The sequence below is a fragment of the Collinsella sp. AM23-17 genome (assembly GCF_003470945.1).
In the GTDB taxonomy this organism is placed as follows: Bacteria; Actinomycetota; Coriobacteriia; order Coriobacteriales; family Coriobacteriaceae; genus Collinsella; species Collinsella aerofaciens_O.
Map to the genome: position 1 here is coordinate 62,556 of NZ_QRHU01000007.1, position 13,172 is coordinate 75,727.

The window sequence follows — 13,172 nt, forward strand, 5'->3', positions numbered from 1 at the left end:
CACAAATCGGTAACCCGCATGCTCAAGACGGCACGCGGCCAGATCGACGGCATCTTGCGGATGGTCGATGAGGACCGTTACTGCGTCGATATTTCCACGCAGCTCATGGCAACGCAGGCGCTCATTGCGCGCATCAACGCCGACGTGCTCAAGGCGCATATCGAGGGCTGCGTGACTTCGGCAATCGAATCGGGCGACGAAGACCTCAAGGCCGCCAAGCTCGCCGAGATCGAACGCGTCGTCGACAAGCTCTCCAAGTAATTGGGGCATTGGGGACGGACTGCTTTGCACCTTCTTGGTGCATCGGGGACAGGTATGTTTGCACCACCTTGGTACAGATTGACCTGTCCCCCTTGCTCTAAATCGGGTATAAAGGCGTGCAGCATATCGAACGAAAGGCAATTTGCATGAATGACTTTATGAAGGGCCGCAATGGCGCCGATGAGCTCACCATCGTTATGGGCTTTGTCGGCATCGTCATCGCGATGATCGGATCGATAGCCCATATCCAGTGGCTCAGCTGGATTGCCATCGCCGTAATCGTGATTGGCGTGCTGCGCGGCCTGTCCAAAAACATCGACGCACGTCGCAAGGAAAACGCGGCCTTTGTCGCCGCGACCGCTAACGTCCCCGGCCTGGGCAAGTTCGTAGCGAGCTTGGGTAGCGGCGCCGCGGCTGCCAACGCCTCGCGCACGGCCGGTACCAGCAAGGAAGACTTTGAGCGTGCCAAGCGCACGGCCAAGAAGATGTGGAAGGGTCGCAAGACCACAGCATACCTCAAGTGCCCCAACTGCGGCCAGATGCTCTCCGTCCCCAAGGGCAAAGGCAAGATCCGCGTCACCTGCCCCAAGTGCCACGCCAAGATGGAAACCCGCTCCTAACGCCCGCACGCGGGACAAATTAATCAGGTTTGTTTGTCCCAAATCTTAAGTATTTGTTCGATAAAAAAGCCGAGGCCTCGTGTTGAGACCTCAGCTTTTTGCATGCGGCAACGGAGCTGCCCCTTTGTCACATCTACGCCACACCGTCGCGGGCCAGCTCCTCAGCCAGCGCTTCGGCAGGCATGGCCATAATCGCGTCGAGCTCGGCGTCCACCTCGGGAATACGCTTCACCTTGAGCTTGCGTACCAAATCACCGCGACACATCACATGCGTCGGCTCACGCAGAGTGCACAGGTCATCGAGCGGATTCTTGCGCGTCACCAGGATATCGGCGGCCTTGCCGCACTCGATCGTACCGGTCTCGCCGCCCAGCCCCAGCAGCTCGGCGTTGACTTGCGTAGCCGTATGCAGCGCGAAGGCGTTGCTCACACCGACATACTTGGCAAAATAGGCCACCTCACGCCACATGTCGTACTGCGTCACGAACGGGCAGCTTGAGTCCGTGCCCAGGCCCACCTTAATGCCAGCTTCCAGCGCGGCACGGGCGCTCTCGATGATGCCCGAGCACACGATGTCGCCGTTCTTCTTTTGTGTATCGGTCGAATGGGTCTTTTCCGGGTCGAGCAATACAAACGGCAGCGCCGGGCTGATCGTGCAGGTCACGCTCGGCGCGCGTCCCTCGAGCTGTGTGCCCGCGGCGCCGCGATACAGCTCCAGGATCTCGGGCGTCATCGGGGCACCGTGCTCGATCGTGTCGACCCCGGCCTCAAGCGCGGCCTTCACGCCCTCGGTGCTCTCGACATGAGCCATAACCGGCAGGCCCACCTCGTGCGCCGCCTTGCACGCCGCCGCGGCAACATCGATCGGCATGCGCAGCACGCCCGGCTCGCCAACTTCGGTCGCGTCGAACACGCCACCCGTCACGAACAACTTGATGACGTCGGCACCACGAGCGTACAAGTCGCGCACCTGTTCGGCCGCCTCGTCGGGCGTATTGGCGACCTGCGCGAACAGCCCCGCGCCGTGGCCACCCGGCACTGTAACGCCCGTTCCCGGCGCTACCAGACGCGGACCCTGATACTTGCCGGCATCGATAGCATCGCGCACGGCGATGTCGGCAAACAGCGGGTCACCCGCACCGCGCACCGTAGTCACGCCGCTTGCCAGCTGCTGTTGGGCGCTGCCTTTGAGGATGTGGCGAACGATGGCGCGGCCCACGGGATTGTCGAGCTTCTTCATCAGCGCGCCCGCATCACCCGCCGAGACCGGCTTGCCCGAACCGCACAGATGCACGTGCATATTGATGAGGCCCGGCATGAGATACGCCCCTGCCAGGTCGATGACCTCGGCCCCCGCTGGAGCTTGGGCCACAGCGCTCGGTCCCATCCAGGTGATGATGCCACGCTCGACGACCACGGCCATATCGGGCTGCGGCTCCATATGCTCCGAACCATCCAGAACGGTCGCATTGATAAACAATGTGGGACGATCGGCAGATGCCATATCGAGCTCCTCCCTCACGATTAACTTGAACATTTGTCCATTATCACCCAATGCAGCGACCTAAAGTCGAGCATATCGGTTAACGGAGGGACGAGAGAGATGTGAGGGCAAACGGAGACAGCGTGGCGATACTTCGGCCGTGCTGACGAAACACCTCAATCTGTAACAGTTAGGCCGCCCCCCCAGGCCGTTAAACGTTACACATCGAGACTTATCAGCAGCTCCTACTCCCACTCCTGCTCGTAGATGTTGAGCGACTTTACGTACCGCCCCTGGGCGCCCATGATGTCGCGGACCAGACGCAAGAAGAAGCTGATGCACGAGGTGTCAAAGCCGTCCTGCAGGTCCTCCGGATGCACCGCACCCGGCCCATCGACCGCCGTATCGCTCAGCCGCGCGATGTCATACAGGTAGAGCTGTCCCGCCGTAAGCCAGACATCGTCGACGCAGGCGAGGCGCACCGCAATCGCGCCGTCACTCCAGTGCTCCTTCTGCACGATATGCGGATCGTAGACATCAAAGCGATGATCGGTGCGTGTGTCCTTCAGCGCAACCATGCCGTTCGCAGGATCCTTGTCCAAAATGCCAAAGCGCGAGAAATACTGCGTGTCGCGTACCTGCTCGAGCCGCTTGAGCGAGGCAGGCGAAAGCGATGCCGGCGGCTCGTCAACATACAGCTCGAGCAGCGTCTTGCCATGGCGATAGGGGCGCTCGAAGAGCAGCCAATCGGTAAATGCCATGTTGTAGGCCATGATTTCGTTTTGCGAAGGCTCGGTGCAATAGCTGAGCCACGGGTCGACAATGATCTCGAACTGTTCGCGCGCCGGCTCCAAAAACTGGAACTTCCGCAGCATCCAAAAATGGGCCATGTCGGCAATATCGTTGCCGACGGCTTCGGCTAGCTCTGCTCGGTCAAAAGCGTGGTCAGTCATGGCATCCTCCTCAAACTGATGGACCTCAATTTGAGCTTACGAGGAAGGTGGGCAGCCACGACCAGCGCGGGCAAAATAGGCCTCCGACTGCAAACCAGATACTGACCAAACACTTGACGAAAAGCTTGATCGAAAATGCGCACCGCAACAAAACCGCAGGTAGACATAGACGGCCAACCCGCCCTTTTGAGCCAGATGCCCGCAGCCACCACAGAAACAACAGGTGACCACAGCCCGAGAAGTCGACAAATGAACATCCGTACGTCGACAAACGAGCAAACTGCTCGCAAATCCGCAAGGAGTGTCCCCGAGTGCCGACAGAAAAGGAACGTCCCTAACTGCCGGCACTTAGGCGGCACTTAGGGACGTTCCTTTTAATATGAGCAGGACATTGTCAAGAGGCAAAATCGGGCCTGGCCCCAACGATATGGGGTCAGGCCCTCTCCCTATATCAACCCGTCCGCGGCGACCTCGGCGTGTCTTACCGACGCCCGTCTTTGCAGTTTAATATCCGCCCGTGGCGATCTCTCGCTGGGCAATCCGTTGCTACGGCTGAGGCTTCTACGTCGAACCGACAGTCTGTGCACGCGTGTGGCGCCCTGGGCGCTCGCAGAAAAGGGACCTGAGGTTCGCCTCAACGGCTTCGGATCGAACCGCTTCCGGGGTGACTGGCTTATGTGCGGGGGACCGCCCCCTACGCCTCCTCGGCCATGAGGCCGACCGCCCACACCCAGCAGGCGAGCTCGCGCGCCGTGGCGACGTTCGCCTTGTTGCCGTGGACCCCGCGCGCGAGCAGCGCCTCCCGCCTGTCGACCAGCCTCCGCACGCCCTTGGCGGCATGCCTCCGGGCGCTCCGGTCCGGGGCCTGGCCCTTGGCGAGGTCCTTCGGCCGCCCCGAGCACGTCAGGTAGTGCCACGCGGCCTCGACCAGCGTCTTTCTCAGGTGCTTGTTGCCGGCCTTGGTGATCGCGCCCCTGCGGTCGCTCTCCCCGCTGGAGTGCTCGGAGGGCGTCAGGCCGACCCACGCCGCGAACGAGCGGGCGTTCCTGAACCTCGAGAACTCGCCGGCCTCGAACACGAGGTCGGCGGCGGTCGCGGTGTCGACGCCCTTGAGGCAGCGGAGGGAGTCGACCCTCCTCCTCCACCTGGGCTTGCGGGCCTCGGCCCCGACGAGCCCCTCGAGCCTCGCCTTCTCCTCCGCCGCCCGCCTGACCGCGTCGACGTAGTAGGCGAGCGCGTCGTTGTCGGCCCTCTCCGCGAACCTTATCGACTCGATCCAGGACCAGTGCGCCCGGGTCCAGTTGCCCTTCCTGCGGCCGGTGGGCGTCCTCTCGTCGAAGGCGAGCCCGTGCCTGAGCAGGAACTTGGAGAGCCGCTGCTTCGAGCGCGAGAGGTCGTCCCTCGCGTCCTCGAGCGCCCTGGTCAGGTCGCGGGCGGCCTCGCACTCGTCGTCGGGGACCCACACCTCGACCACGTTGCCGACCGACAGCATGCGGGCGAGGAACTCGGCGTCGTTGCGGTCGTTCTTCCTGCGCCTGTCCGCGCTGGGCTTGATCATCTTCGAGACGGCGCCGACCACGCAGTCGACCCCCAGGCCGGAGAGCCTCTTCTGCAGGTCGAAGCCCGTGACCCCGGACTCGTACACGCACCTGGCCCTGGGGTCCACGGAGCGGACCCACTCCGCGACGGCGCCGGCGTCGTAGCCGAAGGTCGCGGCACGTACCTCCCCGGTCATGACGTCGAGGGAGACGGCCTTTATCGAGCGGGCGTGGACGTCGAGGCCGATGAAGGTGGTAGTATCGAGCATGGGAGCCCCTTCCATGAATGCGGCGTGGCCGCCGCGGCTGAATTAGACACTCACCATTGTCGGCCTAATCCGCGGTCTTTCATGCAGCAGGGGCTCTCAATGTTTTATGTCCTGCTCATATCGTCTGTGCCGGCCGTTGGGGACAGCCCTTGACGATTCAGCTGTGGGCAGCAGCCTTACAGCGCCAGCGCGTCGGCGACTTCGGCAGCGCAGGCCAAGGCGTCGGCCATAGCGTTCACCACGAGCGAGCTGCCGTTGCGAGCGTCACCGGCAACATACACCGGCGCGGCATCCGCGGCGACGCCCTCCGTGCGAGCCGCGAGATGCGAGCCCTCGGCAGCCATCACCGGCAGCGGACGACCAGCGATGGCAACAGGCACGCTCACCGCATCGAACACGCCGTGCTCCGGACCCGTAAAGCCGCAGGCAATGAGCACCAGCTGCGCCGGCACCTCGTGCTCGGAGCCCGCGATGCGCTCGGGCTTTCCCGCCGACCAGTCCAGATCGACCACGCGCAGACCCGCAGCCGCACCCTTCTTGTCCAACAGCACCTCGAGCGTATCCACGCCCCAGGCACGCATCTCACCACCCATCGCAGCGATAGCCTCCTGCTGGCCGTAGTCGGTCTTCTTAACGTTGGGCCACTGCGGCCAGAGGTTGCTCGCCGCGCGCTTATCGGGCGCAGCCGGCAAGAACTCAAACTGGCGCACGCTGCGCGCGCCCTGACGCACCGCGGTACCCACACAGTCGTTACCGGTATCGCCGCCGCCAATGACCACAACGTCCAGGCCACGCGCATCGACCGCGAGCTCGCCGCCGTCGAGAACCGACACGGTCGAAGCCGTCAGATAGTCCACGGCGTACACCACGCCCGGGGCGTCCACGTTCGTAGCCGAAAGACCGCGCGGGGCACGGGCGCCAGCAGCCACCACCACAGCGTCAAAGCCGTTGAGCTTGGCCGCCACCGCAGGGTCCGTCACGTCGGCGCCCAGCTCGAACACAATACCCAGCTCGCGCATGAGCGCCACACGACGCTCGACCACAGACTTCTCGAGCTTCATGTTGGGAATGCCGTACATGAGTAGGCCGCCGGGGCGGTCGTCGCGCTCAAACACCGTCACGCGGGCACCGCGACGTGCAAGCTCCCATGCTGCCACCAGGCCAGCCGGGCCGGAACCAACCACGGCGACCGAGGGCGCGTCCTCCCCTGCCGGCTCAAAGCGACGTGGGCCGCCGTTGGCCCACTCATGGTCGCTGATCGCACGCTCGTTATCGTGAATCGTCGTGGGTTGGCCGTCGACCGAGCCCAGGTTGCACGCGGCCTCGCACAGTGCCGGGCACACGCGGCTCGTGAACTCAGGCATGGGCGAGGTGAGCGACAGGCGCTCGGCAGCCTCATCCCAGCGGCCGCGGTACACCAGCTCGTTCCACTCGGGAATCAAGTTGTGCAGCGGGCAGCCGCTCGGACGTGCCTTGCCAAAGCTCGCGCCCATCTGGCAAAACGCCACGCCGCACATCATGCAGCGGCTCGCCTGGGCGCGACGTGTGTCGTCATCGAGCTCCACATACAGGGGATCAAAATCATGACTGCGCTCCTCCACGGGACGCAGCTCGTGGGCCACGCGGTCGATATCAAGAAAAGCACCGGGCTTACCCATGGCACTTACGCCTCCTTCTTGGTCGAAGCAACAGGGCTGGCAGCCACGGACGCAGCGCCCGCAGCACCGCCCGCAGCATCGAAGCGAGCGACATCCGCAGCGCTCGCGCGACCGGTCACGATGTCAAACGCCAGCTCCTCTGCCTGCGCATGCGTCTTGCCGACGGCCTCGGCGGCGGCGACAATCGCCAGCACACGCTCGTACTCGGTCGGAATGACCTTCACGAAGTGCTTGCTCATCGTCTCAAAGCTGTAGAGCAGCTTGATGCCGCGCGGGCTCTGCGTCGCGTCCACGTGCTCTTGGATGAGCTCGCGAATCTGTGCCAGCTCGCCGGCCGTCGGGGCCTTGAGCTCCACGCTCTCGTGGTTCACGCGGGCACTGAGCGTGCCATACTGGTCAAAGACATAGGCCACGCCACCCGTCATACCGGCGGCGAAGTTCTGCCCGACCTCGCCCAAGATGAGCGCCAGACCGCCTGTCATGTACTCGCAGCCATGGTTGCCGCAGCCCTCGACCACCACGGTGGCACCGGAGTTGCGCACGCCAAAGCGCTGGCCTGCCAGACCGTTAATGAAGCCGCGGCCGCTCGTGGCGCCAAAGAACGCAACGTTGCCCACGATGATGTTCTCGTCGAACTTGTAGGTCGCATGCGGGTTGGGGCGCACCGACACCTCGCCGCCCGAAAGGCCCTTTCCAAAGTAGTCGTTGGCGTCGCCGCACACGTTGAGCGTAATGCCGCGCGGCAGGAACGCGCCAAAGCTCTGACCGGCCGAACCATCGCAATCGACGGTGATGGAGCCGACGGGCAAGCCCTCGGGATGTGCCTTGGTCACCGCGTTGCCCAAGATGGTGCCCACGCAACGGTTGACGTTAGCGATATCGGCGCGGAAGCGAATCGGACGCAGGTGCGCACGGGCATCGGCCGTATAGGGCACGAACAACGTGGAGTCGAGCGTCTTGTCGAGCTCGCTGTCGGCAGCCATCTGCGGCAGGAAGTGACGACCGTCGGCACCCGGGATATGGGCACCAAACTCGCAGGTCGCGCTCGCCAGCACGGGCGACAGATCGAGCAGGTTGGCCTTGCGGTTGCCCGGGACCTCGATCTGGCGCAAGCACTCGGGGTGGCCGACCATCTCGTCGACGGTGCGGAAACCCAGGCTCGCCATAACCTCGCGCAGCTGCTCGGCCACAAAGAGCATAAAGCGCTCAACGTGCTCGGGCTTACCGCGGAAGCCGTGACGCAGGCGGCAGTTTTGCGTGGCGATGCCGGCCGGGCAGGTATCCTGCTGACAGTCACGCTGCATGAGGCAACCCATGGAGATGAGCGGCATGGTCGCAAAGCCAAACTCCTCGGCGCCCAGCAAGCAGGCGACGGCGACATCGGTGCCGTCCATGAGCCTGCCGTCGGCCTCGAGCACCACGCGCGAGCGCAGGCCGTTTTGCAGCAGCGTCTGTTGAGCCTCGGCAAGACCGAGCTCCAGCGGCAGACCCGCATGCCAGATGGAATCGCGCGCAGCGGCACCCGAGCCGCCGTTGTGGCCGCTGATCAAGATCTTGTCGGCAGCGCCCTTGGCAACGCCGGTGGCGATGGTGCCGACGCCGGCCTCGCTGACCAGCTTGACCGACACGCGTGCGCCGGGGTTGGCGTTCTTGAGGTCGAAGATGAGCTCGGCCAAGTCCTCGATAGAGTAGATGTCGTGATGCGGCGGAGGCGAGATCAGGCCGATGCCGGGCGTGGACTGACGGACCTCGGCGATCCAGGGGTAGACCTTCTTGCCGGGGAGGTGTCCGCCCTCGCCGGGCTTGGCGCCCTGGGCCATCTTGATCTGAATCTCGAAGGCGCTGCACAGGTAGCGGCTCGTCACGCCAAAGCGCGCACTTGCCACCTGCTTGATCGCGGAGTTCTTTGAGTCACCGTTGGCCAGCGGGGTCTCGCGACGCGGGTCCTCACCGCCCTCGCCGGAGTTGGAACGGCCGTGCAGGCGGTTCATGGCGATGGCCATGCACTCGTGTGCTTCCTTACTGATGGAGCCATACGACATGGCGCCAGTGTTAAAGCGGCGGACAATGTTGAACGCGGGCTCGACCTCGTCGAGTGCCACCGGGGTACGGCCGCTGGCATTAAAGTCCAGCAGGTCGCGCAGGCGCACGGCACGGCCGGTGCGGTGCAGGCGGGCGCTGTACTCCTTAAAGGTGTCGTAGCTGTCCTCGCGGCAGGCGGTCTGCAGCAGGTAGACAGCCTGAGGGTCGATCAGGTGATCCTCGCCGCCGAGCGGGCGCCACTTGGTCAGGCCCAGCGTGGGCAGCTGATCGGGAGCCGGGCTCTTAAGGATAGCGAGCGCGGCGTCGTAGCGCTCGTTTTGGTCGCGCTCGACGTCCTCGACACCCATACCGCCCACACGGCTCACCGTGCCGGCGAAGTACGCGTTGACGAACTCCGGCGTAAAGCCCACGGCCTCGAAGACCTGCGCCGAATGGTAGCTCTGCACCGTGGAGATGCCCATCTTAGACATGATGGAAACGATGCCGGCGGTCGCAGCCTTGTTGTAGTTGGCGATGCCCTGCTCGGCCGTCACGTCCAGGTCGCCGCGTGCCGCCAGATCGCGGATGCACGCGTGTGCGTTGTACGGATAGATGCCGCTCGCGGAGTAGCCCACCAGCGCCGCAAAGTCGTGCGGGGACACGGCGTCGCCGCACTCCACCACGATGTCGGCAAAGGTACGCACGCCGGCGCGGATCAGGTGGTTGTGCACGCAGCCCACGGCGAGCAGCGACGGCACGGGCACCTCGCCCGCAGCGGCACGATCGCTCAACACCACGATGTTCGCGCCATCGCGGACCGCAGCCTCAACGTCCTCTGCAAGCTGCTTGAGCGCAGCCTGCAGCGTGCCCTCGCCGGCATCGCGGCGGTAGACGGCACGGAAACGGCGGGGCTTAAAGCCCACGCGGTCGATAGCGCAGATGCGGTCAAACTCCTCCTCGCTCAGCAGCGGACGCTCCAGGCGCACCAGCTGGCAGGCCGTACGGGAGTCCTCGAGCAGGTTGCCGTGGTTGCCCAGGTAGAGCGTGGTCGAGGTGACCATATGCTCGCGCAAGGCGTCGATGGATGGGTTCGTGACCTGGGCGAACAGCTGATAGAAATAGTCGTAGAAGGAGCGCGTCTTCTTGGACAGGCAGGCCAGCGGCGCGTCGATGCCCATCGAGGCGAGCGGGGCCTTGCCCTGCTGGGCCATGGGACGCACGACCTCGTCGACGTCATCCCAGTGGTAGCCGAGCTTGGCCATACGCACGGTGGCAGGCACCTCGGCGTCCTCGGCGGGCGTTGCCGCGGCGGGCCTATCGAGCGCGTCGACGGCCAGCGTCTCCTCGGCAATCCAATCACGGTAGGGCTTTTCCTTGGCGTAACGGGCGCGCAGCTCGTCGTTGTAGATGACGCGGCCGCGGGCAAAGTCGACCTCGAGCATCTGGCCCGGCCCCAGACAGCCGCTCGTCAGGATGTTCTCGGGGCTTACCTCGATGGTGCCCACCTCGCTTGCCAGCATAAAGCAACCGTCGCGCGTCACATAGTAGCGGGCGGGACGCAGGCCGTTACGGTCGAGGGCGGCGCCCAGCGTGCGACCGTCGGTAAAGGCGATGGCCGCCGGGCCATCCCACGGCTCCATGAGCATGGACTGGTAAGCGTCGTAGGCGCGGCGCTCCTCGCTCAGGCTGTCGTTGTGGTCCCACGGCTCGGGCAGCAACATGGACGCGACGCGCGTGAGCGGGCGACCGTTCATGACCAGGAACTCGAGCACGTTGTCCAGAATCGCGGAGTCGGAACCCTCGCGGTTGATGATGGGCATCACGCGCTCAAGATCGTGCTGCAGCACAGGGCTGTACAGGTTGGGTTCGCGGGCGCGAATCCAGTTGACGTTGCCCTTGAGGGTGTTGATCTCGCCGTTGTGGATGATAAAGCGGTTGGGGTGCGCGCGCTCCCAGCTGGGCGTGGTGTTGGTGGAGTAGCGCGAGTGGACGAGCGCCACGGCCGTCTTGACGGCGGCGTCGTTGAGGTCGATGAAGAAGCGACGCATCTGCGTGGCGACCAGCATGCCCTTGTACACGATGGTGCGCGAGCTCATGGAGCACACATAGAAGATCTTGTCGCGCAGGGCAAACTCGTCGTCGGCCTTTTTCTCGATAGTGCGGCGGCACACGTACAGGCGACGCTCGAAGGCATCGCCGGCGGGCGTGTCGTCGGGGCGGCCCAGGAAAGCCTGCAAGATGGTGGGCATGCAGGCGCGGGCCGTCTCGCCCAGGTCGTGCGGGTCGACCGGCACCTCACGCCAAAAGAGCAGCGGCACGCCGGCCTCGGCACAGCCTTCCTCAAACACACGGCGGGCATCCTCTACGCCCTTGTCGTCCTGCGGGAAGAACAGCATGGCCACGCCATAGTCGCCCTCTGCCGGCAGAATCTGGCCGCACTTTTGAGCCTCTTTACGAAAAAAGTGATGCGGAACCTGGAACAGGATGCCAGCGCCATCGCCGGTGTTCTTCTCGAGTCCCGTGCCACCGCGGTGCTCCAAGTTGACCAGAATGGACAGTGCATCGTCCAGGATCTGGTGATGGCGCTCTCCGTTGATATCGGCAAGCGCGCCGATGCCGCATGCATCGTGGTCGAATTCGGGGCGATAAAGGCCCTGCTGCTGAGCGGAATCTGCCTGCATCGCGATCCTCCCCTAGATATGAGACAGTCAGTTGAATAGGCATACTAGGGGCATCGCCGGCCCGCTGTGTTTCCCGCCCGTTTCGAAACAATCGCGTAACGCACGCGGGACATCTACGTCTTGCCATCAAACGCGTACATCAGCCTCCAAACATGTCAAAAAACGACATCTTTGGAGGCTGACGTACACCTTTTGGAGCAGAACAGCATGTCCCCAATGCACCAACCAATCCCCGCTGGACCAATATTTTGTTAGTCTTGGTTAACTTTTTAGCCTAAAACGGGTATCCTTTGCGGCGTCAAGCAAACGGCACGCAGGAGCGCACCATGATCAACCATCTCAAACATCATTTTGGCTCCCGACGCACTGGTGGTCACGGAGGCCTAGACATTGCGCGGCATATCGGCCCCGGGCTGCTCGTGACCGTCGGCTTTATCGACCCGGGCAACTGGGCCTCCAATATGGCCGCGGGCTCGCAGTTTGGCTACGCGCTGCTGTGGATCGTCACGCTGTCCACGATTATGCTCATCGTGCTGCAGCACAACGCGGCGCACCTGGGTATCGCCACGGGCGCCTGCCTTGCCGAGGCCACGACACGTTACCTCCCCCGCTTCGTCGGGCGTACGGTGCTCGCCAGCGCCTATCTCGCGACCATCGCCACCGCCATGGCCGAAGTCCTGGGCGGCGCGATTGCCCTTCAAATGCTCTTTGGGCTGCCCGTGCGCGCGGGCTGCGTCATCGTGGCGGCAGTATCGATGGCGATGCTCATGACGAACTCCTACAAGCATGCCGAACGCTGGATCATCGCCTTCGTAGGCGTGGTAGGACTCTCGTTTTTGGCCGAGCTTGCACTAGTCAAGGTCGACTGGCCGCAAGCCGCCGCAAGCTGGATCACGCCCAGTATGCCCACTGGCTCTGCCGCGATTATCGTGAGTGTCCTGGGTGCGGTCGTTATGCCCCACAACCTTTTTCTGCACTCCGAGGTCATCCAATCCATGCACTTCGAAGGCCAAGGCGAGCAGGTTATCGAAGAGCGTCTGCGCTACGAGCTCTTCGACACGCTCTTTTCGATGGGCGTGGGCTGGGCAATCAACTCGGCCATGGTCATCCTGGCCGCAACGACCTTCTTTGCGCACGGCATGGTCGTAGACGACCTCGCCGTCGCAGCGGCCACGCTCTCCCCCATCTTGGGCCCGGCGAGCTCGACCATCTTTGCGGTAGCGCTGCTGTTCGCGGGCCTCTCGAGTAGCGTGACGGCGGGCATGGCGGCGGGCACCATCACCGCGGGCATGTTCGACGAGGAATACGACATCCACGACCGGCATTCCTCGATCGGGGTGGCGGCCTGTTTCGTCGGCGCAGTGACGGCATGCCTGGTCGTCTCAAATCCTTTTGAAGGTCTCATCTGGAGTCAGGCACTGCTGTCGCTTCAACTGCCGATTACGGTCTTTGTGCTCATACGGCTCACCAGTTCACCCCGCGTCATGGGCAAATACGCCAATTCGCGCCCGCTCAACGCGTTGCTCGTAGGGATCGGTGTCGTCGTGACGATTCTCGATGTCGTGTTGTTGACAGGGATGTAATGGGGCGGGACACCTGCCCAGGCAAATGTCTCGATCTGTAACATCTAGACCCGCTTTTGATGTCTAGATGTTACAGATCGAGATCATTCCGAAGGACAGCTCCG

Annotated in this window: 8 protein-coding genes; 3 read left to right on the top strand and 5 right to left on the bottom strand. The window is 63.6% G+C overall.

Annotation, left to right across the window (positions count from 1 at the left end; genetic code table 11):
* Positions 1-261 (top strand): metal-sensing transcriptional repressor (locus DW645_RS03860; RefSeq protein ID WP_118226412.1); only part of this gene is annotated, 261 nt, incomplete at its 5' end.
* Positions 262-407: 146 nt separating this feature from the next.
* Positions 408-881 (top strand): hypothetical protein, encoded by a 474-nt coding sequence (locus tag DW645_RS03865; protein ID WP_117716904.1) that lies wholly within the window; start codon positions 408-410, stop codon positions 879-881.
* Between the two features lie 133 nt (positions 882-1,014).
* Here DW645_RS03865 and DW645_RS03870 read toward each other — a convergent pair whose 3' ends face one another.
* The 5 genes from DW645_RS03870 to gltB form a co-directional block, all read right to left on the bottom strand.
* A complete protein-coding gene (locus DW645_RS03870) occupies positions 1,015-2,385 on the bottom strand; it encodes an amidohydrolase family protein (protein WP_233509051.1) in 1,371 nt (456 codons plus the stop codon).
* Positions 2,386-2,609: 224 nt separating this feature from the next.
* Positions 2,610-3,317: a hypothetical protein gene (locus DW645_RS03875; protein WP_117716907.1), complete on the bottom strand. Its 708-nt coding sequence runs from the start codon at positions 3,315-3,317 to the stop codon at positions 2,610-2,612.
* 694 nt (positions 3,318-4,011) lie between these two features.
* Positions 4,012-5,124, bottom strand: coding sequence for an IS110 family transposase (locus DW645_RS03880; protein ID WP_233540707.1), 1,113 nt, complete (start codon positions 5,122-5,124; stop codon positions 4,012-4,014).
* A gap of 176 nt (positions 5,125-5,300) precedes the next feature.
* On the bottom strand, positions 5,301-6,782 hold the full coding sequence (locus DW645_RS03885) for a glutamate synthase subunit beta (RefSeq protein ID WP_118226380.1): 1,482 nt from the start codon (positions 6,780-6,782) through the stop codon (positions 5,301-5,303).
* Positions 6,783-6,787: 5 nt separating this feature from the next.
* Positions 6,788-11,485: a glutamate synthase large subunit gene (gene gltB / locus DW645_RS03890; protein ID WP_118226382.1), complete on the bottom strand. Its 4,698-nt coding sequence runs from the start codon at positions 11,483-11,485 to the stop codon at positions 6,788-6,790.
* A gap of 326 nt (positions 11,486-11,811) precedes the next feature.
* Between gltB and DW645_RS03895 the strand changes: the two genes are divergently transcribed.
* Positions 11,812-13,068 (top strand): Nramp family divalent metal transporter, encoded by a 1,257-nt coding sequence (locus tag DW645_RS03895; protein WP_118226384.1) that lies wholly within the window; start codon positions 11,812-11,814, stop codon positions 13,066-13,068.
* The last annotated feature ends 104 nt before the right edge of the window (positions 13,069-13,172 follow it).

What these genes read in the sequence shown, in the direction of transcription:
- DW645_RS03865 (WP_117716904.1), top strand. Translation starts at nt 408, where the DNA reads ATGAATGACTTTATGAAGGGCCGCAATGGCGCCGATGAGCTCACCATC.
- DW645_RS03870 (WP_233509051.1), bottom strand. Translation starts at nt 2,385, where the DNA reads ATGGCATCTGCCGATCGTCCCACATTGTTTATCAATGCGACCGTTCTG.
- DW645_RS03875 (WP_117716907.1), bottom strand. Translation starts at nt 3,317, where the DNA reads ATGACTGACCACGCTTTTGACCGAGCAGAGCTAGCCGAAGCCGTCGGC.
- DW645_RS03880 (WP_233540707.1), bottom strand. Translation starts at nt 5,124, where the DNA reads ATGCTCGATACTACCACCTTCATCGGCCTCGACGTCCACGCCCGCTCG.
- DW645_RS03885 (WP_118226380.1), bottom strand. Translation starts at nt 6,782, where the DNA reads ATGGGTAAGCCCGGTGCTTTTCTTGATATCGACCGCGTGGCCCACGAG.
- gltB (WP_118226382.1), bottom strand. Translation starts at nt 11,485, where the DNA reads ATGCAGGCAGATTCCGCTCAGCAGCAGGGCCTTTATCGCCCCGAATTC.
- DW645_RS03895 (WP_118226384.1), top strand. Translation starts at nt 11,812, where the DNA reads ATGATCAACCATCTCAAACATCATTTTGGCTCCCGACGCACTGGTGGT.